24 protein-coding genes and 1 pseudogene are annotated in these 26,857 nt (G+C 39.3%); 18 read left to right on the top strand and 7 right to left on the bottom strand.

Going from position 1 to position 26,857, the window contains the following annotated elements:
* Positions 1-220 precede the first annotated feature (220 nt).
* From gltB to RMB13_RS15455, 8 genes are all read left to right on the top strand, one after another.
* Positions 221-4,696, top strand: coding sequence for a glutamate synthase large subunit (gltB, locus tag RMB13_RS15490; RefSeq protein ID WP_311085728.1), 4,476 nt, complete (start codon positions 221-223; stop codon positions 4,694-4,696).
* A gap of 69 nt (positions 4,697-4,765) precedes the next feature.
* Positions 4,766-6,187, top strand: coding sequence for an FAD-dependent oxidoreductase (locus RMB13_RS15485; RefSeq protein ID WP_281836054.1), 1,422 nt, complete (start codon positions 4,766-4,768; stop codon positions 6,185-6,187).
* A gap of 172 nt (positions 6,188-6,359) precedes the next feature.
* The gene (locus RMB13_RS15480) at positions 6,360-7,247 is read left to right on the top strand and encodes a metal-dependent hydrolase (protein ID WP_056482453.1); all 888 of its coding nucleotides are present in this window, start codon (positions 6,360-6,362) and stop codon (positions 7,245-7,247) included.
* Between the two features lie 128 nt (positions 7,248-7,375).
* Complete coding sequence (locus RMB13_RS15475) at positions 7,376-7,966, top strand: LemA family protein (RefSeq protein WP_003653797.1); 591 nt, start codon at positions 7,376-7,378, stop codon at positions 7,964-7,966.
* A gap of 24 nt (positions 7,967-7,990) precedes the next feature.
* A complete protein-coding gene (locus RMB13_RS15470; protein WP_311085686.1) occupies positions 7,991-9,070 on the top strand; it encodes a TPM domain-containing protein in 1,080 nt (359 codons plus the stop codon).
* On the top strand, positions 9,064-9,624 hold the full coding sequence (locus RMB13_RS15465) for a TPM domain-containing protein (RefSeq protein WP_311085685.1): 561 nt from the start codon (positions 9,064-9,066) through the stop codon (positions 9,622-9,624). Before RMB13_RS15470 ends, RMB13_RS15465 begins: the two co-directional genes overlap by 7 nt.
* 347 nt (positions 9,625-9,971) lie before the next feature.
* Positions 9,972-10,457 carry a pilin gene (locus RMB13_RS15460; protein ID WP_311085684.1) on the top strand — a complete coding sequence of 162 codons (486 nt, stop codon included), beginning with the start codon at positions 9,972-9,974 and terminating at the stop codon, positions 10,455-10,457.
* Positions 10,458-10,606: 149 nt separating this feature from the next.
* Entirely contained in the window at positions 10,607-12,235 is a 1,629-nt protein-coding gene (locus RMB13_RS15455) for a Wzy polymerase domain-containing protein (protein WP_311085683.1), read from the top strand.
* Between the two features lie 43 nt (positions 12,236-12,278).
* Here RMB13_RS15455 and bfr read toward each other — a convergent pair whose 3' ends face one another.
* The 6 genes from bfr to gmk form a co-directional block, all read right to left on the bottom strand.
* Positions 12,279-12,743, bottom strand: coding sequence for a bacterioferritin (gene bfr / locus RMB13_RS15450; protein ID WP_005038304.1), 465 nt, complete (start codon positions 12,741-12,743; stop codon positions 12,279-12,281).
* Positions 12,744-12,988: 245 nt separating this feature from the next.
* Entirely contained in the window at positions 12,989-13,183 is a 195-nt protein-coding gene (locus RMB13_RS15445; protein ID WP_004639703.1) for a bacterioferritin-associated ferredoxin, read from the bottom strand.
* Between the two features lie 219 nt (positions 13,184-13,402).
* Positions 13,403-13,786, bottom strand: coding sequence for a RidA family protein (locus tag RMB13_RS15440; protein WP_004789789.1), 384 nt, complete (start codon positions 13,784-13,786; stop codon positions 13,403-13,405).
* Between the two features lie 143 nt (positions 13,787-13,929).
* Positions 13,930-16,035 (bottom strand): bifunctional (p)ppGpp synthetase/guanosine-3',5'-bis(diphosphate) 3'-pyrophosphohydrolase, encoded by a 2,106-nt coding sequence (locus RMB13_RS15435; RefSeq protein WP_005038306.1) that lies wholly within the window; start codon positions 16,033-16,035, stop codon positions 13,930-13,932.
* Between the two features lie 208 nt (positions 16,036-16,243).
* Positions 16,244-16,522: a DNA-directed RNA polymerase subunit omega gene (gene rpoZ / locus RMB13_RS15425; RefSeq protein WP_002116990.1), complete on the bottom strand. Its 279-nt coding sequence runs from the start codon at positions 16,520-16,522 to the stop codon at positions 16,244-16,246.
* Positions 16,523-16,594: 72 nt separating this feature from the next.
* Complete coding sequence (gene gmk, locus RMB13_RS15420; RefSeq protein ID WP_311085682.1) at positions 16,595-17,224, bottom strand: guanylate kinase; 630 nt, start codon at positions 17,222-17,224, stop codon at positions 16,595-16,597.
* Between the two features lie 122 nt (positions 17,225-17,346).
* Here gmk and ispH point away from each other — a divergent pair, with 122 nt between their 5' ends.
* Positions 17,347-18,297, top strand: a complete 951-nt coding sequence (gene ispH, locus RMB13_RS15415) for a 4-hydroxy-3-methylbut-2-enyl diphosphate reductase (protein WP_003653781.1) — start codon at positions 17,347-17,349, stop codon at positions 18,295-18,297.
* Here the strand turns inward: ispH and RMB13_RS15410 are convergent.
* A pseudogene (locus RMB13_RS15410) lies at positions 18,263-18,563 on the bottom strand (hypothetical protein); the annotation flags it as partial. The gene ispH and the pseudogene RMB13_RS15410 sit on opposite strands and share 35 nt — an antisense overlap.
* Here RMB13_RS15410 and RMB13_RS15405 point away from each other — a divergent pair.
* The 9 genes from RMB13_RS15405 (at position 18,469) to rimM (ending at position 26,831) form a co-directional block, all read left to right on the top strand.
* Positions 18,469-18,915 carry a prepilin-type N-terminal cleavage/methylation domain-containing protein gene (locus RMB13_RS15405; protein WP_311085681.1) on the top strand — a complete coding sequence of 149 codons (447 nt, stop codon included), beginning with the start codon at positions 18,469-18,471 and terminating at the stop codon, positions 18,913-18,915. The pseudogene RMB13_RS15410 and the gene RMB13_RS15405 overlap by 95 nt on opposite strands.
* Positions 18,912-19,433, top strand: coding sequence for a type IV pilus modification protein PilV (gene pilV, locus RMB13_RS15400; protein ID WP_311085680.1), 522 nt, complete (start codon positions 18,912-18,914; stop codon positions 19,431-19,433). Before RMB13_RS15405 ends, pilV begins: the two co-directional genes overlap by 4 nt.
* Before the next feature lies 1 nt (position 19,434).
* Entirely contained in the window at positions 19,435-20,463 is a 1,029-nt protein-coding gene (locus tag RMB13_RS15395; protein ID WP_311085679.1) for a PilW family protein, read from the top strand.
* Positions 20,463-21,209 (top strand): PilX N-terminal domain-containing pilus assembly protein, encoded by a 747-nt coding sequence (locus tag RMB13_RS15390; RefSeq protein ID WP_311085678.1) that lies wholly within the window; start codon positions 20,463-20,465, stop codon positions 21,207-21,209. The genes RMB13_RS15395 and RMB13_RS15390 overlap by 1 nt, the downstream gene beginning before the upstream one ends.
* 24 nt (positions 21,210-21,233) lie before the next feature.
* Positions 21,234-24,920, top strand: coding sequence for a PilC/PilY family type IV pilus protein (locus RMB13_RS15385; protein ID WP_311085677.1), 3,687 nt, complete (start codon positions 21,234-21,236; stop codon positions 24,918-24,920).
* A gap of 9 nt (positions 24,921-24,929) precedes the next feature.
* On the top strand, positions 24,930-25,430 hold the full coding sequence (locus tag RMB13_RS15380) for a type IV pilin protein (protein WP_307012253.1): 501 nt from the start codon (positions 24,930-24,932) through the stop codon (positions 25,428-25,430).
* The gene (locus RMB13_RS15375; RefSeq protein ID WP_311085676.1) at positions 25,414-25,863 is read left to right on the top strand and encodes a type IV pilin protein; all 450 of its coding nucleotides are present in this window, start codon (positions 25,414-25,416) and stop codon (positions 25,861-25,863) included. The genes RMB13_RS15380 and RMB13_RS15375 overlap by 17 nt, the downstream gene beginning before the upstream one ends.
* Positions 25,864-26,009: 146 nt before the next feature.
* A complete protein-coding gene (gene rpsP, locus RMB13_RS15370; protein WP_000260334.1) occupies positions 26,010-26,261 on the top strand; it encodes a 30S ribosomal protein S16 in 252 nt (83 codons plus the stop codon).
* Between the two features lie 21 nt (positions 26,262-26,282).
* A complete protein-coding gene (gene rimM, locus RMB13_RS15365) occupies positions 26,283-26,831 on the top strand; it encodes a ribosome maturation factor RimM (RefSeq protein ID WP_003653772.1) in 549 nt (182 codons plus the stop codon).
* Positions 26,832-26,857 lie beyond the last annotated feature (26 nt).

Below are 26,857 nucleotides of genomic sequence, written 5' to 3'. Positions count from 1 at the left end.
CGTGGGGTCGAACTGCTTTAAAAGAGTGCGAAATAAGTCAAAACATTTTTCTAGCAAAAACCAGTGTACGCATTTATGGAACAGCGTATATTGGCTTATCAGCCCAAAATTTTTTTTTGCGAAACATTGAGCTAACTATCGTCCGTAGGCAATATCGCAGAAATAAGTTGTTTGTTTGACGCTCGAAAGAGCCTTATTGAAAGAAGGGTACGCTATGCACATGCCATCGCCTAATACTGTAGCTCCCGCTCAAGGTTTATATCAACCTGATGAGTTTAAGGATAACTGTGGTTTTGGACTGATTGCCCATATGAAGGGTGAATCAAGTCATCATCTTGTAGAAACCGCGATTCACAGTTTAAGTTGCATGACGCACCGTGGTGGTATTGCCGCAGATGGCAAGACGGGAGATGGGTGCGGCTTATTATTGGCGATGCCAAAGCAATTTTTTCGTGATGAAGCAAAAAAACTGAGTGATATTACACTGAGCGAAGTTTTTGCTGTGGGTACGGTATTTCTAAATATTGATCCGGCATTAGCGCAACATTCTAAAAATATTTTAAATAAAGAAATTGAAGCAGAAGGCTTACGCGTACTGGCTTGGCGCGTTGTGCCTACAAATAACGATGCACTAGGTGAAATTGCACTTCAGTCTTTACCTGCTTTTGAACAGGTCATTGTGAACTGTCCAATGGGTGTAACCGAAGTTGAGTTCAACCGTAAGCTATTTTTAGCGCGTCGCCGTGCGGAACAACAATTACAAAAAGATCCGTTATTCTATGTGACTACGCTTTGTTCGACAGTGATCACTTATAAAGGCTTGATGATGCCTGCTGCGATTGCTGAGTTCTATACAGACTTGGCAGACGAACGTTTAAAATCACATATTGTCGTGTTCCATCAACGTTTCTCGACCAACACTTTACCACGTTGGCCATTGGCTCAGCCTTTCCGTTATCTTGCTCATAATGGTGAAATTAACACCATTACAGCAAACCGTAACTGGTCATTAGCACGTACTCCTAAATTTGAAAATCCATTGTTGCCGGGCTTAACTGAACTTAACCCGATGGTAAATCGTACTGGTTCAGACTCATCAAGCTTAGATAATATGCTTGAGATCTTGGTCGGCGGCGGTATGGATTTATTCCGTGCGTTACGTATGCTCGTACCGCCAGCTTGGCAAAACGTAGAAACTTTAGATGCGGACTTACGCGCATTCTATGAGTTCAACTCTAAGCACATGGAAGCTTGGGATGGTCCTGCGGGCTTGGTAATTCAAGATGGTCGTCATGCAATCTGTATGCTTGACCGTAATGGTTTACGTCCTGCGCGTTGGGTAATTACTAAAAATGATTACATTACCTTAGCATCTGAAATTGGTGTTTGGGGCTATGAACCTGAAGACGTGGTTTCTAAAGGCCGTGTAGGTCCAGGCCAAATTTTGGTAGTTGATACCTTAACAGGCAAAGTACTTGATACTAAAGATGTAAACACTCATCTTAAAAACATGCGTCCGTACCGTGAATGGTTGCGTGATCATGCAATTCGCTTAAAGGCTAATCCTGAACTTGAAGAACAATTAGTTGATCAAGGTTTAACTGGAGATGCTTTAAAAGCAGCTCAAAAAATGTTTATGGTGACATTTGAAGAGCGTGACCAGTTATTGCGTCCAATTGCTGAAAGTGGTCAGGAAGCAGTAGGTTCTATGGGTGATGATACGCCAATGGCTGTATTGTCTCGTCAAGTACGTCATGTGACTGATTATTTCCGTCAACAATTTGCACAGGTGACTAACCCTCCAATCGATCCATTACGTGAATCGATTGTAATGTCCCTTGAGACGTGTTTAGGTCGTGAGCAAAATGTATTTGAGCAAGGTCCAGAGCACGCAGATCGAATCATTATTTCGAGCCCTGTTCTGTCTAACTCAAAAATGCAGCAAATCCGTAGTATTGATCGTGCAGGCTATGAGTCTGTTGACATCAATTTGAACTATGCTGAAGAAGAAGGTTTGCAAGCTGCGATTACACGTATTTGTGAAGAAGCGGCACAAGCAGTTCGTGATGGTAAAACTTTAATTGTTTTAACTGATAAAAATATTCGCCAAGGTTTCTTGCCTGCAAATGCAGCACTTGCAACAGGTGCGGTACACCATTACCTCATTAAAACTGGTTTACGTACTGATGCTAATATCATGGTTGAAACTGGTTTTGCCCGTGATCCGCACCAATTTGCGGTATTACTTGGTTTCGGTGCAACCGCAGTTTACCCATACCTAGCATATGACGTGATCAATGATTTGATTGCTAAAGGTGAGCTTTTAGGTGATCCAATCCACGCACAAGCGAACTTCCGTAAAGGGATTGAGAAAGGCCTATTAAAAGTTCTTTCAAAAATGGGTATCTCTACAGTTGCATCGTATCGTGGCGGTCAGCTTTTTGAAGCAGTAGGTTTGTCGTCTGAAGTTGTAGATCAGTGTTTCTTGGGTGTTCCAAGTCGTATTCAAGGTGCAACATTTGCTGACCTTGAAAAAGACCAGAAAAAATTAGCTGCTACAGCTTGGTCAAATCGCAAACCGATTGATCAGGGTGGTTTGCTTAAATTCGTATTTGATAAAGAGTACCATGCGTTCAACCCAGACGTGATTAACTCATTACATACGGCTGTTCGCTCTGGTAAGTATGAAGACTTTAAAGTATATGCTGAGTTGGTTAACAACCGTCCGGTTGCAACTATTCGTGACTTATTCAAGTTAAAAACAACGAATTCGATTCCAGTTGACCAAGTAGAGTCAGTTGCAGATATCTTGCCTCGTTTTGACTCGGCAGGTATGTCTTTAGGTGCTCTTTCTCCAGAAGCACATGAAGCAATTGCAATCGCGATGAATACAATTGGTGGCCGTTCAAACTCTGGTGAGGGTGGTGAAGATCCTGTTCGCTACGGCACAATTCGTAACTCTAAAATCAAACAGATCGCATCTGGTCGTTTTGGTGTAACACCTGCTTACCTAACTTCTGCTGAAGTATTGCAAATTAAAGTTGCTCAAGGTGCAAAACCAGGTGAAGGCGGTCAGTTACCAGGTGGTAAAGTAAATGGCTTAATTGCACGTTTACGTTACTCTGTACCGGGTGTAACGCTGATTTCACCTCCACCACATCACGATATTTACTCAATTGAAGATTTGTCTCAGTTAATTTTTGACTTGAAACAAGTTAACCCGAAAGCAATGGTGTCAGTAAAACTGGTATCTGAACCGGGTGTGGGAACAATTGCTGCTGGTGTTGCTAAGGCATATGCAGACTTCATTACCATTTCTGGTTATGACGGTGGTACAGCAGCATCTCCACTTTCATCAATTCACCATGCGGGTTCTCCATGGGAATTAGGTCTCAGTGAGGCGCATCAAGCACTTCGCGTGAATGACTTACGTGGCAAAGTACGCGTACAAACTGATGGTGGTTTAAAAACTGGTCTTGATGTGATCAAGGCAGCAATTTTAGGCGCTGAGAGCTTTGGTTTCGGTTCAACACCAATGATTGCTTTAGGTTGTAAATATTTACGTATTTGTCACTTGAACAACTGTGCAACAGGTGTTGCAACTCAACAAGATCACTTACGTCAAGAGCACTATATTGGCGAGCCAGAAATGCTGATCAATTTCTTCCACTTTATTGCGGAAGAGACTCGTGAATGGTTAGCAGCATTAGGTGTTTCTTCATTGAAAGACTTAATTGGTCGTGTTGATTTACTTGAAGTATTATCGGGTGAAACTGAAAAACATGCTCACCTTGATTTAAGTGCATTGTTAACATCTCATCCATCTGCTGACGGTAAAGCACAGTATTGTGAAGTACAGGGTAATGCACCATTTGATAAAGGTGTATTGGCTGAGAAAATGGTTGAAGAAATGCTTCCTGTAATTGAATCAAGTGCAGGCGGTCAGTTCAACTTCAAAGTTGTGAACTGTGACCGTTCGATCGGTGCTCGTGTGTCAGGTGAAATTGCTCGTCGCTACGGCAACTTAGGCATGGAAGTGCATCCTGTAGTCATGAACTTAACTGGTACTGCTGGTCAGTCGCTTGGTGTATGGAACGCTGGTGGTTTACACATCCGTCTTGAAGGTGATGCAAACGACTATGTGGGTAAAGGTATGGCAGGTGGTCGTATCTCAATCTTCCCACCACAAGGTTCGCCTTTCCAAACACAAAACACAGCAATTATTGGTAATACCTGTTTGTATGGTGCAACTGGCGGTAAGCTTTTTGCAGCGGGTACAGCGGGTGAGCGGTTTGCAGTTCGTAACTCTGGTGCATTTGCTGTAATTGAAGGTGCTGGTGATCACTGCTGTGAATATATGACAGGTGGTGTTGTGACTGTACTTGGTAAAGTAGGCCATAACTTTGGTGCAGGCATGACTGGTGGTTTTGCTTATGTACTTGACCTTGATAATGACTTTGTAGATTACTACAACCATGAATTGATTGATTTAAATCGTATTTCAACAGAATCTATGGAAGATCATAAAGAGTTCTTGTTGCGTATTATCGATGAGCATATCAAAGAAACAGGTAGTGCTTGGGCTTATAAAATCCGCAATGAGTTCGATTTCTACAGCCGTAAATTCTGGCTTGTGAAACCAAAGGCTGCTAATTTGCAAACGCTTTTGAAAACAACACAAGCTGATCCACAATAATTCCACGACTGCAACGACATAGGCAGGTGCGGGCAACAGTGAAATCCGCGCCTACCCACGGAGAGAGACATGGCAGAACGCCTAAATAATGACTTTCAATTTCTGGATGTAGCACGCCAAGATCCAGAGAAAAAAGATATTACTGTCCGCAAAGCAGAATTTGTGGAAATTTATAAACCTTTTACATCGGAAACTGTCGCTAATCAGACTCACCGTTGTTTAGGTTGTGGTAACCCATATTGCGAATGGAAATGTCCTGTACATAACTACATTCCAAACTGGTTAAAACTCATTGCTGAAGGCCAAATTTTCCAAGCTGCTGAGCTTTGCCATCAAACCAACACATTACCTGAGGTATGTGGTCGCGTATGTCCACAAGACCGTTTATGTGAAGGTGCTTGTACCTTAAATGATGGTTTTGGTGCAGTGACTATTGGTAATGCTGAAAAATATATTAACGACACAGCCTTCGCTTTAGGCTGGCGTCCAGATATGTCAGGCGTGAAATGGACTGACAAAAAAGTTGCAATCATTGGTGCCGGTCCGGCAGGCCTAGGTTGCGCGGATATTTTAGCTCGTGGTGGTGTTAAGCCAGTTGTATTCGACAAGCGTCCTGAAATTGGTGGTTTACTTACATTCGGTATTCCAGAATTTAAAATGGAAAAAGATGTAATGAAGCGCCGTCGTGAAATTTTCACAGGTATGGGCATCGAATTCCGCTTAAATACTGAAATTGGTAAAGATGTCACCATTGATGAATTACTTGCAGAATATGATGCTGTATTCATGGGTATGGGAACTTATACCTACATGAAGGGTGGCTTCCCAGGTGAAGATCTTGCAGGTGTTTATGATGCACTTGATTTCTTGATCTCTAACGTGAACCGTTGCCAAGGTTGGGAAAAAGACCCAAGTGAGTACATTAGCTTAGATGGTAAAAAAGTGATTGTACTTGGTGGTGGTGATACAGCGATGGACTGTAACCGTACTTCATTACGTCAAGGTGCTCATGATGTAACGTGTGCATACCGTCGTGATGAAAGCAACATGCCAGGATCTGCACGTGAAGTAAAAAATGCCTATGAAGAAGGTGTGAAATTCTTGTTCAATCGTCAACCGATCGAAATCGTAGGCGAAAATGGCAAAGTGACAGGCGTTAAAGTGGTGACGACTCAAATGGGTGAACCCGATAGTCGTGGCCGTCGTAGCCCTGAACCAGTTCCAGGTTCTGAAGAAGTATTACCAGCTGATGCGGTTTTACTTGCATTCGGTTTCCGCCCAAGCCCAGCTGACTGGTTTGGTAACGCGAATATTAATCTTGATGGTTCAGGCCGTGTTGTGGCAGCTGAAAAGCAAGAATTCAAATTTCAGACATCGAACCCGAAAATCTTTGCTGGTGGCGATATGGTCCGTGGTTCAGACCTTGTCGTGACTGCAATTTGGGAAGGCCGCCAAGCTGCTGAAGGAATTTTAGACTACCTCGGTGTTTAATCTAAAAAACTATTTTTAAAGTTTTTAATAAAGCCTGCTTGATGCAGGCTTTATTTTTACCGCTAGTCACTTTGATATTTTTGGCAAATACAATAAGCTTTTTAGCCCTTTTTAGCCTTTAACCATCACGACATACTCAAAGCTTCCTTCTTCAATACAATAGGTGTTGAACATGAGCATCGCAGGTATGACGGCAGAAAAATCATATTTAAATCGTCGAAAAGCGTTGGGTATTACTGTGCGTCGCCTTGAATTTAATCCTAAGGCGATCAAGCGGCACTATTTTGCGAATTCTCCTCTTATGTCTCACTTTTTAACTGCACTATCTTCAACGTTTCCTGTAGGAGAGCAGTTTTTCGTAAATAGCGTGCGCAATGTACGTGATAAGGTTTCCGACCCACAATTACAGGCTCAAATTGCCGCTTTTATTGGGCAAGAGGCAATGCATTCCAAAGCTCATGATGAGTTTAATGAAGCTTGGCGGCGTGATGATTATAATCTAGACAGCTTTCAAAACTGGCTAAATCAGCGTGATAAATATTTAAGAACGATTCCTCCTAAACTGCAATTGGCCCTTACCTGTGCTTTTGAACATTTTACTGCTCTACTTGGGGGATATGTTTTACAGCACCCAGAGTTATTAAAAACGTTAGATCAAGATGCGCTAAAACTTTGGGTATGGCATGCGATTGAAGAAATTGAGCACCGTTCAGTGGCGTTCGATGTCTATCAGCATGTGTATGGGGATGATCGTATTCGTCGCTTACTCATGCGTAGTGTTACCACAGGATTTGCCAGTATTGCTTTTTATGGAACAACCCGCTTATTTTGGCAAGATAAATGGAATAGCTTACCTAAAATTGGAGGTAATTTATTTGGTTTATATTTGCTGGTTAAAATGCTTGTTCAGCTCATGCCCGAATATTTCGCATATTACAAAAAAGATTTCCATCCAAGTCAAAAGGATTATGGTCGTATGGTCGATTACTGGAAAAGTTCTTTGGCAGATGAATATCGAATGGCAAGTTTTCAACAAGAAAAAGACCAACTATTAAGTTAATAAATAACCGGATTGAAAAATCCGGTTTTTAAATCAATAAAATAAAAGCAACACAATAATGCCAAAATCATCATACAATCGAGGAAAAAGGTTAAAAATATAAAGAAAAACTTGAGGATAATGTGACGATGAAAACATTGAAACAACTCGCGATCGCGACGACACTTGCCAGTACCTTATTGTTTTCAGGGTGTGGCTATAACACTTTACAAGTCAAAGATGAAGCAGTAACGGCAGCTTGGTCTGAAGTTCAAAACCAATATCAACGTCGATCAGATTTAGTACCAAACCTTGTGAATGTTGTAAAAGGCTATGCTAAGCATGAAGAACAAGTCTTAACCGAGGTTACACAGGCACGTTCGAATGTTGCTGGTTTGAAGGTTGATAAAGAAGTTCTAGAAGACCCGGCTTTACTTGAAAAATACCAACAGGCTCAAAGTCAATTAACAGGGGCTTTATCTCGTTTGATTGCTGTTTCTGAAAACTATCCAGATTTAAAAGCCAATACCCAATTCCAAGAACTTCAAGTTCAACTGGAAGGAACAGAAAACCGTATTGCTGTAGCTCGTAATCGTTATATTACAACAGTGCAAGACTACAACGGATATGTACGCCAGTTCCCGCAAGCAGTGACTGCAAAAGTAATTGGTATGCATCCAAAAGCCAATTTCTCTGCCGAAGCATCTGCACAGCAGGCACCAAAAGTTTCTTTTGATTAATTTTAAGAATCAAAGGAGTGCTGCATGAGAAATAATATATTGCTTCAGCTTAAGCAAATTAAGGTATTTGTTATTACCTTAATTTTGCTCTGTTGCGGTGTTCTTTTTCAGAATGCAGCATGGAGTGAGACTAATATTGCAACTGCTACTGATGAAACTGACACCATTGTAGCGGGCAAAATTATTCAGAAGCAGCAGGCTCAAGCTTCCGCTTCTAAAAGTGAACAGTCTGCTTCTGGCGTAGCTCCCCAAGCTCAAGTCGCCAACGATATGGCAGATGGTGAATCGATTCGTGGTTTGCCAACCTTAAATCAGCCTGTTATTGATCAAGCAAATATATTAAGCGAGGCAGAGAAGCAGCAGCTCGACCAAAAAATTCTAAGTTTATATCAACAAGGCAAAGCACAAATCGGTATTGTTATTGTTCCTACAACAGGGCAAGAAGATATCTTTGATTATGCATTGCGTGTAGGTGAAAAATGGCAACTTGGTTCAGCAAAGCGCGATAACGGATTGCTCATTGCGGTTGCGGTAAATGACCGCCGTATACAAATTTTAACCGGATATGGCTTAGAGGGCGTATTACCAGATATTGTCTCGAGTCGAATTATTAGAAACCAAATCACACCCTATTTTAAACAAGCCCAATATGCGCAAGGTTTAAATGCAGGTGTTGATGAAATTGGAAGAATTTTAAATCTTGATCCAGAAGTTGCTCAGCAAGCTGCTCAAGATTTAAAGGAACGACAACACCAAGCCGCAGAAGAGCAACAAGCCAAACAAACAACCCTTACAATGGCTCTATTTATTCTTGTTGCCGGAATTGTGGGGTCATTTATTGTAGGGCGACCTCTTAGTGCATCTACTGCGGGCGTCGCTGCGGCGGTAGCAGGGTTTGTAAATGGCGCAGGTCTAGTGACTAGCTTATTACTTGGCTTTGGAATCTTCTTTTTACTCATTACTTCAATTGCCCAACTGATTCTACAGGTTATTCTGAGTGGTGCAGGCGGAGGAGGGCGTGGTGGTGGCTTCGGCGGTGGAGGCGGAGGCTATGGCGGGGGTGGAGGTCGTTTTGGCGGTGGAGGTGCATCAGGCTCATGGTAACAACATCAGAAACAACACAAATTATTACTCAACCTAAAATTGAGGAATCTGTAGAGCCAAGCCTAAAACGTTGGTTTAAACATCTATGCTATTTTCCGGCCAGTAGCCGTTATTTTTCAAAACAAGATAAGCAAACTATTGCTGATGCGGTACAACAAGCAGAACATGGGCATGTTGGAGAAATACAAGTTGTAATTGAAGGTCATATTCCATGTTCACAGGCCTACAGACAAAATACACGTTTAAGGGCACAGCAGTTATTTGCAGAATTAGGGGTATGGGATACCGCATTAAACAGTGGCGTACTACTTTATTTGAACCTATGTGAACGTACAGTAGAAATTATATTTGACCGCGGTATTAGAAATGCCACTAATGATCAAGTCTGGCAACAGATTTGTGAGTCTATCGTTCAACAACTTAAACAAAAACAATATCAGCAAGCTGTAGTGATTGGTGTTCATCAAATTGGAGAGGTAATGTCACGTTTTTATGATGAAAACATACCAGATCAATCCAATGAATTGGGAAATGCTCCAATTATTATTAATTAAGTTATTTTCTAAAAGTTCTATATCCATAATTTTTAAATTTTATTTCTTAAGGTGACTGACAAAAAATGTCACCTATTTATTTATTTTTAAAGAGAGTTTGTTCACAAAAGCAAATATAAACTTTGATAAGTTTTGTTTACTTTTTTTGATGTGTGATGCATTTGGTTAAAAAGTTATATGACGATTTTTGTCAGTTATTTACAGTGATTTTATATTTATTAAATTGAAAAGATTGTATAAGTTTTTGTTTTATAATAAAAATAAAAGTTGGCATGGTTGCTGCATTATAGTTGATAGCTGAAAAAGCTTATATAAAAACATACATACAATCTTTGGGGAAAAAGGCTATGAATGCACAAAAAGGTTTTACATTAATTGAACTCATGATCGTGGTTGCGATTATCGGTATTTTGGCGGCAATTGCAATTCCGCAATATCAAACTTATATTGCGAAATCACAAGTAACAAGAGCTGTAGATGAAGCTGCAGGTCTGAAAACTGCTTTAGATACATGTATACTTGATGGAAAAGCAACGGCTGCATGTGACTTTGGCGCTACTGGATCAAATATTTTAACAGGTGCTGCTACAGGTGGCTTAAATGGAACTAATGGAGTATCTTCTGGGGTTACAGGTGTTCCTGTTGCAGTAATTGGTGCTAACGCGACAACTGATTCAACAATTACTGCGACAATAGGTAATAGTGCTGCTCAAGCGATTGCTACCCAAACCATCGTTTGGACAAGAAATGCTGGTACAGGTACATGGACTTGTTCTTCAAACGTGTTGCAAAAATATGCTACTTCAGCTTGCCCGACAACTAGTACTAGCTAATAATAAAAAATAAAAAAACGCACCTCATGGTGCGTTTTTTATTTTAAAATTTACTTCTATCGGTATTAGCAGTTTATAAATTAGTTAGAACTTCTCTTTTTCTATTTGCATGTATAATTCTTTCCAGTTTTGGTCTCTAACCTCTCACTATGCAAGTATTCTTCCTATTCCTCGCTGCAATCCTGTTAGGTTTTGCATGGTTGTCTCCATTTCACTATAGCCCTTGGGTCATGTTCTCGAGTGAAGTGAGTACTTTTGGGGCTGGATTATGTGTATTAGCCGCTCTAATTCAGCAAAATATTAAAATTCCTAGGGCACAACTATTGTTGCTGCCATTTACTTTAATCCCAATAGTACAGTGGGGTTTGGGTTTAGTTTTTGATCTGAGCACAGCCTTATTGAGTTCATTTTACTTGCTTGGTTTTTGGTTTATGGTCTTGGCTGGTTACAACCTATCTTTAGATCAACAAAAGCGCGATCAAATCTTTTCGGGTTTTAGCTTACTCGTAATTATTGTATCCCTTGCCACTAGCTTCATTGCAATTTGCCAATGGTTGAATATCGAGTCTCATATTCCGTATGTGCTTAAGTTGCTGGGTAATCGTCCTTACGGTAATTTTGGTCAACCCAATAATATGGCGACCTTTTTAATTATTGGATTATTAGGGTGTTTGTATTTATATGAAAAGAACAAAGTAACTATCTGGTTGTTATTGCCTTCAGCGCTCATTATTTTATTTACGGTCGCATTGAGTCAGTCAAGAACTTCATGGATAGTTTTTCCATTTTTACTTATCTATTGGATGATTAAGCAGTTTGGAAAGCAAAAAAGATTTGGATTTGCTCAAGGCTTCTTGTGGTGCCTAACATTTTTTTTAATTGCTGGCTTAATCTTACCTTATATCACTCAATTCATCGAATTCTCTACAAATACAGAGATTACTGAAACGAGTACGTTTGTTGCTCGGGCAGGTTCGGGGCATGAGCGTGTAGGTATGTGGATACAAATATTGCATGCTATAGCTCAGCAACCATGGGCTGGGTATGGGTGGAGCCAAACTAGTGTTGCTGTAGTCGATAGTATTCAATATGGAACTGTACATGTATGGTTTAATAGCGCCCATAATGTACTGCTTGATTTAATTGTCTGGAATGGTATTCCATTAGCTGCTGTAATCATTGCTTACTTTGCGTGTTGGTTCCTTTGGTTAAATCAACAGGCTAAAGAAAGCATCTCAATTATAGCGATTATGATGGTGTGTGCGGTGTTTATTCATGCCATGTTCGAGTTCCCACAGCGCTATGCTTATTTCTTGCTTACCTGTGGTTTTTTACTTGGTATTGTTCAGGCGCAGACTCCAGTACTCAAAGGAATTGTACTTAATAAGCAACTTTTTCGCTTAATATGGATAGTTAGTTTACTGCTTATTATTGCGATTTTACGTGATTATAATGTCTATGTTCTGAATAGTAATTTACTTTATAAGAATAAAAAGCCAAATGCAGAGTTCATGGGAAGCAGTAAAATTTTTGTTTTAACGCAGTTTGAAGAGCGTTTAAAATGGATTGAACTTAATCCAGAAACTAAATTATCTGAAGCTGATTTAGTTGAGTGGGGAAATTCAGTAAAGAATAAAGCGACTCCCTATAATTTACGTAAATATGCAAAATTGCTGGCTTATAATGGAAAAATAGAGCAAGCGCAGCAGCAAATATTAATTTTAAAGCATCTCTATAAGCAAAAAATAACGCTACCAGATTTATTAAAAGAAAAGTAATAAAAAAATCCCCTTGTACTCAAGGGGATTTTTTTATGAGAAACTACATCTGACTCTGGATGTAATTTTCAATGCCAACGTTGCCGATAAGGTCAATCTGGGTATCTAACCAGTCCCAATACTCTTCTTCTTTCTCTAAAATTTCTTGAACGAGATCACGAGTCACATAGTCTTGCTCAGTTTCAGCTAAAGCTACTGCTTGCTGAATCGCTTCTATATTTTCTTTCACTTTACGAATGTCACAGTGTAAGACTTCTTCGGTGTGCTGACCAATGTAAAGTTTACCTAAATGCTGAAGATTAGGCAGGCCTTCCAAAAACAAAATACGTTCAATAATTTTGTCTGCATGCTTCATTTGACGAATTGATTCTTTATATTCGGCAGAACCTAGCTGTTCAATTCCCCAATCATTAAACATGCGTGAATGTAAAAAGTATTGATTAATTGCAGTTAAATGATGATACAGCACTTGGTTAAGCTGATTAATGACATCACGATTGCCTTTCATTGTAGCTACTCCAAAACAATTTCTGCCTTAATCCAATTAAGGCAATCTATAAAACCATTTTAGTGAACAATCATGGATATGGCGAGTAGTTTATGGAACAGCAAATGAAAATCGCAATCAAAAACAACACAATATTAGTGCAGGAGAGTTTCCTGCCAAAAAAAACCGCTTGAATGAGGAACTAGTAACGTTCCGCAAAAAGCGGTGGAGGAGCTAATAAATACGGTTAAATATTTATAATTCTTTTAAGCAGCTACAGAAATACGAGCAGCGATTTCTGATAATTCTTCACTAATAATAGCACGTGCTTCTGGTGCACAGCGTCCACAGCAAGTACCGAGATCAAGCAAGTCGCGAATTTCGCGATAGCTTTCAGCGCCATTTTCAACAGCGTCTTTAATATCTTGATCGGTAATGCCACGACACAAGCAAACGTACATGGGAGTGATCCCCAAATATAAATGCGATAATTGATATTATTGATAATTATTATCGTTTGTCAATGAAATTCATTTAAAATCTCATTTATTATTATTGGGATTTTGGATAAAAAAATACCACCTGAGCGGAAATCTGAGTGGTGTTCAGATTTTAAGCAAGGGTGGTACCTAATTTAGAGCTAAATATTTTTTAATTTCGAGTGTTTAATATTTTGTATCCTATTGATTAATAACAACAATACCATCCATTTCTACTAATGCACCTTTAGGTAGACTAGCTACACCTAATGCTGCACGGGCAGGATACGGTTGAGCAAAATATTCACCCATAATTTGGTTTACAAGTTGGAAATTTGATAAATCGGTTAGGAAAATATTAAGTTTGGCAATGTCTGCAAGTGAACCACCAGCAGCTTCACAAACCGCTTTTAAATTATCAAATACACGGCGAATTTGAGCTTCGATACCTTCTACAAGTTCCATACTGTATGGGTCTAAACCAATCTGCCCTGATAGATATAGCGTATTGTCTACTAAAATAGCTTGAGAGTATGTGCCGATAGCAGCAGGGGCATTTTCAGTATGAATCACTTGGCGGGACATTTGGTTCTCCTTGATTAAATCTCTTTCCATCATAATCGATGATAGGTTTGGACAAAAGTATCATCGATTTAATTGATTAAGTGGATTTGGAAAGTTTGATTTTGTTAAAGAAACATAAACCTGACCAATAGCTCTTGTAAAGACTAGCTTACTTTGGAAACTTCCATTTGGGGATTAGCAGCATCCAAACGTTCAATACGCGGGAAACCATAATGCATACGTAAGTCACGGATGACTTTTGCAATATGTTTACGGTTGTTAACTACAATATTAACAAAAGTTCTTTGCTCATTTGAATGAACCATCTCTACCCCAGCATTATTTTTACGACATTGATAGATCAGGTCTGATACCTGTTCATCATTCATTGCCATATCTATAGCGAGGTAGGCGGTAAAACGTACATCATCTACATCATCTGCTTTCCATTGAAGCGGCATAATATTTTCAGGATGTAGATGTTGTTCATGTAGCAAGTTATGGCAGCGGATGCGATGCACAATTAACCCACGACGTGTTAAGTGCCCCTGAATTGGGTCACCCAAAACTGGATTGCAGCAATGCGCATATTTAACGTCGATACCTTCAGTACTCTGAATAAGTCGATCTGAGTTTTCTACTTGAGGGTGTTTGTCATGAGCAAATAGGTGATTAGCCACAAGTTGAGGAAGTAAGTCACCAACCGCAATTTGTTCAAACAATGTATTCTTGTTATCGATGTGACGCCACTGCAGTAAATCTAACCAGTCAGCATCAGAGAGATCACTGATCGAACGATTGAAGAGTTTTAATGCGCGAGAAAGTGCTTGCTCACCCACAAGACGCTGTTCTTCAATTTCCTGATCTTTAAGAACATGTTGTAAAGCACGACGCGCTTTTTGCGTATTAATAAAGCTTAACCAGTCTGGATTTGGTGTTGCTAAAACATCCGTAATAACTTCGATAACCTGACCGCTAATTAATGGTGTAGATAATGGTTTAATCTCACCATCCACTTTTGCACCAACTGCATGATTACCTAAAAATAAACTTGCTGAATAAGCAAAATCAACTACGGTAGCACCTTGTGGTAACTCATGGAGTTGACCATGTGGTGTGTAAACCCAAATTTTTTCTTGATGTAAGTAATCTAATAAATCATTGAAGGTTGTTTTTGCACATTCTCCATCGATAAGCGTATTCAGGTTTTGCATAGATGCCTGAATGGCTGAGCGACAAGTTTGTGGTGCATTTTCACCGAGCACTACCCCAAAACGGGCAGCTTTACGCATAAGCTCGGTTTGGATGGTAAGAGATAGTGTGGTTTTTTCGCCTTTAAGTTTAATCAGTAAAGATTGATTGCCACCTGGTAACGGACGACGGATATGGTCCTGATATTGAATGACCTGAAAATTTTCTCTTAAGGCATCAACTAAGCGGTCACAGTCGGCAATTGTTTGTAAAACAATTTCAAAAGCATGGCTATGGGTAAGCTCTTGTAGATCCATCTCATTTTTAACGAAATGGCGTAATAATTCGATATTGTTATTTTTCTTTTTAATGCGGCCTTGGATATGATAGTTGTGGAGAAGTTCAGCGAGGTTTTGTTCCCAGATACTTTGATATTTACATCGCTCTGGTTTGGTTTGACGTAGTGCATTTTGCACGTTATCAAACATATCAAGATCAAGATTCTGATAACAAAGATTTTCTAGATTATCGCCCATTTCATTCATGCCGACTAATCTCGCCATTGGCACAAAGATATCAAGAGTTTCTTGAGCAATACGGGCGCGTTTATCTGGACGTAAAGCACCTAGAGTTGTCATATTATGATAGCGATCGGCTAATTTAATAATAATGACACGTGGGTCCTGTAGGGTCGCTTGCAAGATTTTTCGGAATGAGGCGGCCTTGTTATATTCTTTATCACTTGACTGGCTAAGTTTGGTTACACCGTCAACCAGCTCGGCAACTGTCAGACCGAACTTTTCAGTAATATCTTCTTTTGTATATTGAGTGTCTTCAATAACATCATGCAAAAGTGCTGCCATTAAAGTTTCAGCATCTAAACGCATGTTCGCAAGAATGCAGCTGACAGCAATTGGATGCAGAATGTAGGGTTCACCACTTTTACGTGTAATGCCAGTATGCGCTAGATCGGCAAAATCACAGGCAGCAAGCACTTTCTCGACCTCACTTACCGATAAGTAAGGGTCGATAATCAATTTAAGCTGTTGCTTGGCTTGGCTGACCTCTTCGCCTGGCATAAATCACCCTTTTTCCTAATGCTGAGAAACTAAATCTATCTACTTCTTAATGAAAAGCATATTGCGGAACTTGTCAATTTTTTCATTTGAAAAAGTGTATTTTTTTTCAATGAAAATAATTGATTTTTTCAATATCTTTAAATTCAAGACAAAGCCAAATAAAAAACCACCGCAGAAAAACGATGGTTTTTTTATGAAACAGAATTAATTAGAAAGAAAAACCTTCTAAATTCAAGCTGTTTGTAGAAAGAGCAAGATCAAGACTAGAAGTTTGATAATCTTGTTCACGTTGTTTAAGAATTTCTTTCGTAACGTGTCCTGCCGCGATTTCGCGCAAAGAAACTACAGTCGGTTTGTCGTTATCCCATTCTACAGTTGGCTCCATGCCTTGACGTGCCAATTGACGAGCACGTTTACTTGCAACGAGCACAAGCTCAAAACGGTTGTCTACATGATCTAAACAATCTTCAACGGTGACGCGTGCCATAAAAGTTCTCGTTTTGGAATGGTGAATTTGAACAGACTAAACAGTATAAAAGGCTTTCGATCCAGACTCAAGTTATTCCTGTTTTGGTTGAGGAGTAATCAAGTCTTGAATTAATGTTTGATGACGTTTTGCTTGCTGAGATAACACTAAACGATTTGCTGTAATCACAGCTTCAAGCTCATGTAAGGCTTTATTAAAATCATCATTAATAATGATGTAATCAAAGTTCGTGTAATGCTGCATGTCTTCAACTGCACAGCTTAAACGATGTTCAATGACGTCAACTGAGTCAGTACCGCGATTAGATAAACGCTGACGTAGGTCAAACTGTGTTGGCGGTAAAATAAATAGTTGCTTGGATTCAGGAAAAAGTTTGCGTACTTGCTCTGCACCTTGCCAATCAATTTCAAGTAGAACATCGTGCCCTTGAGCTAACTGTTGTTTTACAGTTGCTTGAGAAGTGCCATAGTAATTACCAAATACTTCAGCGTATTCGATAAAGCCTTCATGGTTTACTTGGTCTAGAAAGTCATCTTTTGTAGTGAAGTGATAGTGAACACCATCTAACTCACCAGGACGTTGACCTCGGGTAGTATGCGAGACTGAAACATGTAAATTGCTTACACGGTCAAGCAGGGCTTTCACCAAAGATGTTTTGCCTGTTCCTGATGCAGCAGAAACGACAAACAATAGACCCGACATGATATTTTTCCTGATATGATAAAATATCTTCGCTATTGTAGTGTACCGTGCGTTTAAACTGAATAGTTTTAATTGCAAATATTCAAGAGAAATTCCCCTGTTTTATTAATTTTGAGGCTGTTATGGAAATTGTGTTAGCTAATCCGCGTGGTTTTTGTGCCGGTGTTGATCGAGCCATAGCAATCGTCAATCGGGCTTTAGAATGTTTTAATCCTCCTATTTATGTACGTCATGAAGTTGTACACAATAAATTTGTGGTAGATGACTTACGTCAAAGAGGGGCAGTTTTTGTTGATGAACTAGATCAGGTTCCGGATGATTCAATTGTAATTTTTAGTGCGCACGGTGTTTCAAAAGCCGTTCAACAAGAAGCTGAGCGCCGAGGCTTAAAAGTGTTTGATGCGACTTGCCCTTTGGTTACCAAAGTTCATATTGAAGTGACTAAATATGCACGTGAAGGTACTGAAGCAATTTTAATTGGTCATGAAGGACACCCTGAAGTTGAAGGAACAATGGGGCAATATGACAAATTAAAAGGTGGTGACATTTATCTGGTTGAAGATGAAGCGGATGTTGCTGCACTTGCAGTAAGACATCCTGAAAAACTTGCATTTGTAACTCAAACAACTTTATCAATTGATGATACGGCTAAAGTTATTGATGCTTTGCGTGCAAAATTTCCTCATATTCAAGGGCCACGTAAAGACGATATTTGCTACGCAACTCAAAACAGACAGGATGCTGTACGTGACTTGGCCGAACAGTGTGATGTGGTATTGGTCGTAGGTTCACCTAACTCATCAAATTCAAATCGTTTACGCGAGCTTGCAGAGCGTATGGGCAAAGCAGCTTACCTTGTAGATAATGCTGATCAGTTAGAACAGTCATGGTTCAATGATACTTGCAAAATTGGTGTGACAGCGGGTGCGTCAGCGCCGGAAATTCTAATTAAGCAAGTGATTCAACGTTTACAAGACTGGGGCGCGCAAGCACCTAAAGAATTAGATGGACGTGAAGAGAACATAACCTTTAGTCTTCCTAAAGAATTACGCATTCACGTGACTCAAGCATAAAGTGTGACTTATTTAACATACTGATTTTAAAATAGTAAAACAGATAATTGTTGATGTGACGATTATCTGTTTTTTTATACCCTTTATCTGCTTTGTATTTGTTTTGTAAATCTAAACCGTAAAATTTAAATAATAAATAAAAATTTTTAAGTTTATTTGGGGTTTCTGGGGATGAGGGGAATTATTCCGCAAGAAGGGTTCACCTTGGTTGAGCTCATGGTGACGATTGCGGTAATGGCTATTATCGCAATGATGGCTGCGCCGTCTTTTACTCAACTCATGGCAAAACAAAGATTAAATGCGAATACGAGAGAGCTGATCTCAACCTTATCTCAAGGGCGTAGCCAAGCTGTTTTATTAAGAACAAATGTTACTGTCCATTTAGTTGATGGAACCAATACAAATACAGATTTTTATTGGGAGCCCACGTTAGGAAATCGAGTAACTGCTCCAACATCAATAAGTAGTATTACTTTTGGTAGAGATGGAGCGTTAGTTTTAGGTATTTCTGCTGACACGGATTTTGTAATTTGTAACTCAACAGCTAAAACTCAAAAATCCTTTGCGTTAACTCGGATGGGAACTGTTTATTCAAAAAACGACGGAACTTGCTCATGAATAAATACAATCAAAGGGGCATAGGGATGATGGAAGTATTAGTTGCTTTACTGATTCTTGCGATAGGGGTTTTAGGATTTACTGCATTGCAGTTAAGAGCCGTTGATGCCACAGATGAGGCTATGAGTAAAATTCAAGCTATGAATCTTGCAAGGGATTTAGCTGAACGTATTCGTGTAAATAGGGCTGCATTTAGTACTTATGGCAATAATTTAAATGCAACAACACAAAGTACAACAGCGACTCCAGAATGTATTCAAACGACAAATACAACACCATGTACGACGTCTGTTCACATGGCAAATTATGATACTGCGCAGGTTGTTAGTCAGGCAAATGATCTAGGAATGAAGATTCGCTTACCCGACTGTCAAGTGAGTGGTACTCAAAGCCGCAAGTGTGTCTATGTCGCATGGGGGAAAACAAAAGCAATAAATAGTTCTACCGACTCAGATGCTTGTACGAATGGTGGTGCATATTTGCCCCAAGCTAAATGTGTCGTCATGGAGTTATATTGAGATGAATAAAATATATATTCAGCAGGGATTCACACTTGTCGAATTCATGGTAGCAATTGTTTTGGGGCTATTGATTACAGCTGCTGCAACCCAGCTATTTCTTACGGGGCAAATTTCTTTAAATACTCAACGAGCGATGGCTGATCTGCAGGAAAGTGGAAACTTCGGATTACGCTATATCTCGAATGATATTCGCAAGAGTAATTATGGAAATAATAACATCATAAATGATCGACTAGCTAACGGCGGAATTGTAATAACAACAAGACAAACTTCCCGCTTTCCAACAGTAGCAGGCCCAACTTATACGGCTGATACGATTCCAACGAATATCTCAGACACGATTCCTTCAACAGTAGCTGTACCAGTCACAAGTTTTGCTACCAATGCAAGTAATGTGCAGGTTTCGGCTGTACCTCCTGCCACAGGAAAAACAAATCAAGGCAGCGATCAATTGGTTGTTCAATTCTTTACAGAGCAGGCAGGCATCGATTGTGAAGGAAATAATTATGAGGCCAATAGATATATTATAGAGCGTTTCTTTTTGAGATCAGATTCAAATGCCATATCAAATGAACCTAACACTGCATTAGCACTTGCATGTGAAGCAGGTTCATATGTATCGGATGACACCACGATTTTAAAAAACCCTTCAACATCTACGGCTGTATTTGGTACGACAGCAGGAGAAATCTTGGTAAGACGTGTAGATCATTTGCACTTCATGTTAGGCATTTCCGATGATACCAATACAACAAATTTTCGTTATATCTCGATTGGACAATATCTTGCTTTGAATGCAAATCCGCGTCCGCGAGTTAATTCTATTCAAGTAGGTTTACTTGTACGTTCTAATGAAAGTATTCGTGAGAACGGTTTAGTTTCAAATAGCCAAACTTATAAAGTGCTTGATCAAAATGTATCTATTAAGGTGCCGACGGGAAACCCTCCAAAATATTTGCGTACAGTTATTACTCAAACTATCGCCTTGCGTAATGGTTTGTTTTCTCAAGATACGGCGGTCATGTAATGAAAGTACAAAAGGGTTCAACATTAATCGTTGTTTTAATTTTACTGCTAGTGATTACGGTAATTGGGACATTAGCTGTTCGGCAAAGTTTAACAAGTTTAAATATCGCAACAAACAGTCAAGCCCAGCAGTTACTCATGCAATCATCTGATTCTGTACTTTACCGATTAGGTGCCGAAGGCTTTGCTAGTACAAGTGGTAATCCCACAAGTTTGCTTGGCTTTGCATTACAAAATCAGGGAAAAGAAGTCGTTTTTTGTTTTAGAAGCCAGACCTCTCCTGCAACGTCTTTTTCTGTTGCAAATACAAGTACCTTGCAATGGAATGAAGAAAATACAGACATCACCGTAAATGGTGTATCTGGGTTTTGTGATTTAAGTGCAGTTAATGATTATGCTAGCCGTCGTAAAGCACAAATGACACAAGTTGCTATTATTGTAAATCCACCGCTAAGCACACCTGCACGCCCATTACAAATTGTCACTTTAGGGAGCGATCTTGAAAGTTTGGGGAAATTGGATAATGAGCAAACAAAAAGAATAAGAGTATATGTGACATCTATTTTGCCCAATTTATCCGATGCTTCTCAGGCTGATATTACAAATTGTCTGAAACGTCCAAATAGCCAGCCATTATCCGGTTCAAACTCAACAGTATCGAGTTGTTTACAAGATTTGAATGTTCCATTTAATACGCAGTTTCAGGATTTTGTGTTGAGTACATATCAACGTCAGAACTCAGTTTAATTGGATTATTGGGGAATAGATGAAATGAAAATATTAAAGACAAAAAAAGCTAAAGTTTTAAAATATAAAGTACTCGTCATGGCGCTATCTGCCATTATGACTGGTCCAGTAACAACATCAGTTGTTCGTGCAAGTGATGTGCAAATTTATCAAAATCCAACGGCAACCAAATATCCAATTATCATGTTGGCAATTGATAATTCTTTTAGTATGGCAATTAATGATGCCTATTATAATAATACAAGAATGTCGCGTTTAGATGCCTTGAAACGTTCTTTAGTCACTGCTTTACAGGCTTTGAATACGGATGGCACATATAAAATTCCAAATATCACTTATATGGGATTATCTAAGTTTGCTGGTGATGTTAGTAATGCGAGACGTTCTAGAATTTGGGTGCCAGCAAAAAGACTTGATGCTTTAGTATCAGGCACAAAAACACAAAGACAATTTTTAATAGAGCAAATTAACGGACTAGGTGCGGATTCAAGTACACCAACTTCAACTTTATTTGCAGAAACTTATGCCTATTTGTTGGGTAGTCGTACTGATAGTCCTAATGCTGTCAATAATTTTTCAAATGGTTACCAAGCCGATCTTGCTGGTATCAGTAATGCTGTGGCAGGCACTGTTTCAAATGGTAAATACATTGCACCAATTGAATCTTTACCAAATGAAAATGATAAACAGTGTTCAACACAAGGCGTATTCTTTTTAACAGATGGGGCACCTTCAGGTATTCCCGCAGCAAACACGCAGTTATTACTTAAGAATGTAGTTGCAAATGCAGGCATTACTGGCGTGGATGGTAATACAATTAGTGGCTCTGTTACCGATGTACCAGCTGTATATTATAACTATAGCAAAGCTCGTGGTTCAGCTACTACAAATGGTGAGTTTTATGAGATGAAGCTATCACCAACAACTAATGAAATAACGACTAATAATACCGTAACAGGTTATCAAGATCGAAGTGGTTGGTCGTATATTGCCGATCTAGTTAAAGCAACATCAACAACAGCAACAATTACCTCAAAGAAAAGAATTTATTTAGCCACTGTTGGATTTGGGCCTCTTTTTAATACCGCGGTCAATAGTAGTGGTGCTCGGGTTGAAACCTGTGACAAGGATGGAGCAGGACGCAATACCCATTGTTATATTGGTTCAGGGGGAGTCGTAAATACCAATCTAGGCAATTCAGATACTAGTCCTTACTCAAACACTCTAAATGCTGATGCACTAAAGATGTTAGGAGATAAAGTTGGTGAAGGGGATACTTATGGAACCGACAAGCCAATTGGTGGCTATACGTATGCAGATACAGGTGAAAAAGTACAAAATGCTTTATTAAGATTTGTAGGTGCAATTTCTCAAGGAACTTTTGAGGCTGCTAGCTTTGGAACCTATGTGGTACCTGCTGATCCGATGGCAACTAGTGCATCTTATTCTTATGTGTTTGCACCCCAGTTTCAACCTAAAGTAAGTGGGTCGGGTGGGACCATAGTCTCTACTCAACAGTTATGGTTAGGTAACCTTAAAAAATATACCTTGAACTCATCTGGTACTATGGTTGATGTGAATGGTAATACTGTATTAAAAAATACAGGTGGTATTAATACTTTAACTCAGGACTTTTGGAATGCTGAGAATATTAATGATGGAGACGATGCTCTCAAAGGTGGGGCGTGGTCACAACTATCAGTTCCAAATGCGTCTTCAGGTACGCTGAGCACAGTAACTAATGCTTCAGATATTCAAACCCGTCCTCTTTATATTAATGCGACTATTCCGACAGCTTTAACTGATACGAATAAAAATAAAGTTGTAGCTGCAAATAGTTTAACTCAATTGAGTACGCAAAATGTTCTGACTGCTAACTATATTGACAGTACAGCAGGTTCAGGAACGACGGCATGGCGACAAAACGTTTACCAACCTTATCTGTTATCTGCGCTAGGTTATAAGCTTACAAAAACTGAATTAGAAGCCAAAACAGCAGGTTATAAGTGGGATACTGTCGATAAAGTAAAAAACTTAAATGTGATGCAGCAAATGGGTGGTGTATTACATTCGGACCCATTACTAGTGACTTTAGAAGCCAAATATGACCCAACTACAGGTGTAATTTTAAGTAATACTCAAAGTACAGTAAACCGTAAAGATTATATTGTGATGGGATCAATACAAGGTTTACTACATATACTTAATCAGGCTACTGGTAAAGAAGAAATGGCTTTTCTTCCCAATGAAATTCTTCAAGATGTTAATCGTCGAGATGCTTTATTAGACGTAAGTAATACAACAACATCTACAACAAATCCATTTTATGGTATCGATGCTCAATGGGGTTCTTGGGTTGAATATAATATTGATGCAACGAATAATAAATTTAAAGCCAATATTGCCAATATTTATGGTGGTATGCGTATGGGTGGAAAAAGCTATTATGGCTTAAATATTAAAAATCCATCAGATCCAAAATTTTTGTTTCAGATTGATCCTGTAAATGGGGTAATTAATAGTAGCACCAGTGGTGTATCTGCTACAGGGAATCAAGTAACCGCACTTCAGGCAATGGGGCAGAGTTGGTCCAAGCCAACACTTGCAAAAATTCGTTTCAATAATCAAGTCAAAAACGTCATGATTGTAGGAGGCGGATATGATCCAGCTTATGAGACGGATGGTTATCAGCCGACTGCAACCACTGTAAATGCTGGCGCTGGTATTTATATTTTTGATGCGACTACAGGTGCTTTATTGTGGGATGCCCGTTACGGCAGTAGTAATAATACCAGCACAGTTGACGTCAAGAATACTAATTTAAAATATAGCGTAGTGAGCCAAATCAAAGCTTTCGATCGAGATGCAGATGGTTTGGTTGATAATTTGTATTTTGGCGATTTGGGTGGGCAAATCTTTCGTGTTGATTTGAATAATGGTTATGGCACATCGACAACAAATTTTGGGCGAGTAAATCGATTCGCGAACTTTTCAGCACTTAACCAGCGTTTCTATGAAATGCCGACTTTAAGTATTCATGATCGTAATGGTAGTCGTTTTGGTGTGCTTGGAATTGCATCAGGTAATCGAAGTTTTCCATTGAACAAAGCCAATAGCAATGATAATCGAATTTATGCCTTATATGACTATGATATTGCTTCATCAAATTTATACAATTCAACATTCTCCAAAACCAGTAATTTAACAGAATCAGATTTATATAATTGGAGTGCTATTGCCAGTACAAATGTAGCAAATCTAATGAACAATACTAAAAAGGGTTGGTACTATGTTTTGCGTGAAACTGATGGAACAGTCCAAACTGCAAATACAGGGACAGTAAAAGCACTTAATGGATACCTTGTGGTTGCAAACACAGCTCAATTTTCAGATTTCTACGTATCTTTATATAACCCAAATCATGCCTCAACCCAACAGCCAAATGCATGTACAGGTGGGATTACAGGTTCAAGTGTAATACGTCGTCTATGTTTACCTTATGGAGTTTGTGGGGATGCAACCGACGCTTCTCATTTTGATGCAAATAAGAGTGGCGGCAATGTTGGTAATGCTTCTGATGGTATTAGTAAAATTAATGCTGGAGGATTTTCAAATGGCGTAAATAATTTGATTAAATTGCTACCAGAAGTTGGGCGAAATTATAAAACGACAAAAATATTTCAAAGTACAAATTGGTATGAACGACAATAGGAGATCTCTATGAAAAAAAATACGGGATTTACCCTGATTGAGCTAATGGTTGTCGTCATGATTATCGCTGTTTTTGCAGCAATTGCGATTCCATCTTATCAAGCCCAAATTCGTCGTGCAGATACCGCAGCAGTACAGCAGGAATTGTTAAAACTTGCTGGACAATTAGAAAGATATAAAAGCCAGAATTTTTCTTATCATGGTTTTGATCCTAAATACTTATATGGACAAACCTTAGCAATGAGTAGTGTAGATTTTCCAAGCAGTACCAATAAAAAGTACACGATTACTCTAGTCGATATTAGTGAAACAGGACGCACTACTTTATTAGCGAGTAGTGCTGGATTAGGCCAAAGATGGGCTATTAGCGCAATACCAGAAACGACTGGGTATGATGCGCTGTTAGTTACCAGTACAGGGATTAAATGTAAATCTAAGTATTTGGTGGCAAATGATCTAACTAATATCAACAATTACACAGGGTGTGCTACAAATGCTGAAAAATGGTAGACATCAAGGATTTACCTTGATTGAGCTGATGATTGTGGTGGCGATCATTGCAATTTTGGCAGCAATTGCTTATCCGTCTTATACCCAATATAAAATTCGTACTAACCGTACTGATGTACAAGCTGAGATGCTGCGTATTAATCAACGATTACAAAGCTATAAAGTGGTTAATCATAGTTTTAATAATGCTACTTTAGATAATGGTACAGCATTACAAAGTTATCCTTTAACAGGAACTGCTTTTTATACTGTAACTTTAGCCATTGATGCTGATAATCAGGGATATTTACTCAAAGCTACTCCAATTATTGCTTCTATACAAAATGGTAATGGTGAGGTCTGCGTAAATCAGGATCAACAGCGCTATTGGTTTAAAGGTGGAATCTGCTCATCAGCAAACTTGTCAAATACTTCAAATTGGGATGGACGCTAATTTAAATTCAAAACTGCGGATAACTCAAAATTTAATCTTTCTTTCATGGTGAAAATCACGTAGAATGTTGCCCTCTATGAAAGGGGTTTGAAGTGTTGCCGATGGTCGGCGCAGGGATAATCCGTAAGAATTATAAGGCTTTTATCATGGTTGTTATTCGTTTAGCACGTGGCGGCGCAAAAAAACGTCCATTCTATCAAATCGTTGTGACTGATAGCCGCAATGCACGTGATGGTCGTTTCATTGAGCGTATCGGTTTCTTTAACCCGACTGCACAAGGTCAAGCAGAAAAACTTCGTTTAGATGCAGACCGTTTTGCTCACTGGGTTTCTCAAGGTGCTCAACCTTCTGAACGTGTTGCTTCTTTAGCTGCTCAAGCTAAAAAAGCTACTGCATAATTTTTTTGTAGTAGGTAACCCATGACATCAACACAGAATGTTCCCGAAGATCGTATTCAGATTGGACAGTTACGTTCAGCTTATGGATTGAATGGGTGGCTCTGGGTGTATTCAAATACAGAACCCATGAGCAATATGTTTGACTACCTGCCTTGGTACATTGAGACCAAGGCCGGTTGGCAAACAATAGATGTAAAACGTTGGAAACCACATGGCAAAGGTCTAGTTGTTGCTTTGAAAGGTGTGAGTGATCGCACTGGAGCAGAAAACTTGGTTGGCGCTAATATCTGGGTTGCTAAGTCTCAACTGCCAAAAGCAGATGTAGATGAGTACTACTGGTCAGATTTAAAAGGCTTAACAGTGTTAGGTCTGGATGATGAAGAACAGGAAGTAAACTTAGGTAAAATTCATGAGTTGTTTGAAACTGGAGCCAATGATGTGATGGTGGTGCATGCTACCCCAGACAGCATTGATTCAGAAGAACGCATGATTCCTTGGCATAAAGATGTAGTACAACGTGTTGATCTTGAAGCTGGTCGTATTTACGTCAATTGGGGCGTAGATTATTAATCCTTTTAGGATTAATACAGCAGGAA

This window comes from Acinetobacter sp. V102_4, assembly GCF_031799005.1.
In the GTDB taxonomy this organism is placed as follows: Bacteria; Pseudomonadota; Gammaproteobacteria; order Pseudomonadales; family Moraxellaceae; genus Acinetobacter; species Acinetobacter calcoaceticus.
This window is presented reverse-complemented; position numbering and strand designations above follow the sequence as displayed.

What these genes read in the sequence shown, in the direction of transcription:
- gmk (WP_311085682.1), bottom strand. Translation starts at nt 17,224, where the DNA reads ATGTCGGGTCTATTGTTTGTCGTTTCTGCTGCATCAGGAACAGGCAAA.
- RMB13_RS15455 (WP_311085683.1), top strand. Translation starts at nt 10,607, where the DNA reads ATGCAAGTATTCTTCCTATTCCTCGCTGCAATCCTGTTAGGTTTTGCA.
- rpoZ (WP_002116990.1), bottom strand. Translation starts at nt 16,522, where the DNA reads ATGGCACGCGTCACCGTTGAAGATTGTTTAGATCATGTAGACAACCGT.
- RMB13_RS15475 (WP_003653797.1), top strand. Translation starts at nt 7,376, where the DNA reads ATGAAAACATTGAAACAACTCGCGATCGCGACGACACTTGCCAGTACC.
- pilV (WP_311085680.1), top strand. Translation starts at nt 18,912, where the DNA reads ATGAATAAATACAATCAAAGGGGCATAGGGATGATGGAAGTATTAGTT.
- rpsP (WP_000260334.1), top strand. Translation starts at nt 26,010, where the DNA reads ATGGTTGTTATTCGTTTAGCACGTGGCGGCGCAAAAAAACGTCCATTC.
- RMB13_RS15385 (WP_311085677.1), top strand. Translation starts at nt 21,234, where the DNA reads ATGAAAATATTAAAGACAAAAAAAGCTAAAGTTTTAAAATATAAAGTA.
- RMB13_RS15395 (WP_311085679.1), top strand. Translation starts at nt 19,435, where the DNA reads ATGAATAAAATATATATTCAGCAGGGATTCACACTTGTCGAATTCATG.
- RMB13_RS15390 (WP_311085678.1), top strand. Translation starts at nt 20,463, where the DNA reads ATGAAAGTACAAAAGGGTTCAACATTAATCGTTGTTTTAATTTTACTG.
- RMB13_RS15405 (WP_311085681.1), top strand. Translation starts at nt 18,469, where the DNA reads ATGAGGGGAATTATTCCGCAAGAAGGGTTCACCTTGGTTGAGCTCATG.
- RMB13_RS15375 (WP_311085676.1), top strand. Translation starts at nt 25,414, where the DNA reads ATGCTGAAAAATGGTAGACATCAAGGATTTACCTTGATTGAGCTGATG.
- ispH (WP_003653781.1), top strand. Translation starts at nt 17,347, where the DNA reads ATGGAAATTGTGTTAGCTAATCCGCGTGGTTTTTGTGCCGGTGTTGAT.
- RMB13_RS15460 (WP_311085684.1), top strand. Translation starts at nt 9,972, where the DNA reads ATGAATGCACAAAAAGGTTTTACATTAATTGAACTCATGATCGTGGTT.
- gltB (WP_311085728.1), top strand. Translation starts at nt 221, where the DNA reads ATGCCATCGCCTAATACTGTAGCTCCCGCTCAAGGTTTATATCAACCT.
- RMB13_RS15440 (WP_004789789.1), bottom strand. Translation starts at nt 13,786, where the DNA reads ATGTCCCGCCAAGTGATTCATACTGAAAATGCCCCTGCTGCTATCGGC.
- RMB13_RS15435 (WP_005038306.1), bottom strand. Translation starts at nt 16,035, where the DNA reads ATGCCAGGCGAAGAGGTCAGCCAAGCCAAGCAACAGCTTAAATTGATT.
- rimM (WP_003653772.1), top strand. Translation starts at nt 26,283, where the DNA reads ATGACATCAACACAGAATGTTCCCGAAGATCGTATTCAGATTGGACAG.
- RMB13_RS15465 (WP_311085685.1), top strand. Translation starts at nt 9,064, where the DNA reads ATGGTAACAACATCAGAAACAACACAAATTATTACTCAACCTAAAATT.
- RMB13_RS15445 (WP_004639703.1), bottom strand. Translation starts at nt 13,183, where the DNA reads ATGTACGTTTGCTTGTGTCGTGGCATTACCGATCAAGATATTAAAGAC.
- RMB13_RS15470 (WP_311085686.1), top strand. Translation starts at nt 7,991, where the DNA reads ATGAGAAATAATATATTGCTTCAGCTTAAGCAAATTAAGGTATTTGTT.
- RMB13_RS15485 (WP_281836054.1), top strand. Translation starts at nt 4,766, where the DNA reads ATGGCAGAACGCCTAAATAATGACTTTCAATTTCTGGATGTAGCACGC.
- bfr (WP_005038304.1), bottom strand. Translation starts at nt 12,743, where the DNA reads ATGAAAGGCAATCGTGATGTCATTAATCAGCTTAACCAAGTGCTGTAT.
- RMB13_RS15380 (WP_307012253.1), top strand. Translation starts at nt 24,930, where the DNA reads ATGAAAAAAAATACGGGATTTACCCTGATTGAGCTAATGGTTGTCGTC.
- RMB13_RS15480 (WP_056482453.1), top strand. Translation starts at nt 6,360, where the DNA reads ATGAGCATCGCAGGTATGACGGCAGAAAAATCATATTTAAATCGTCGA.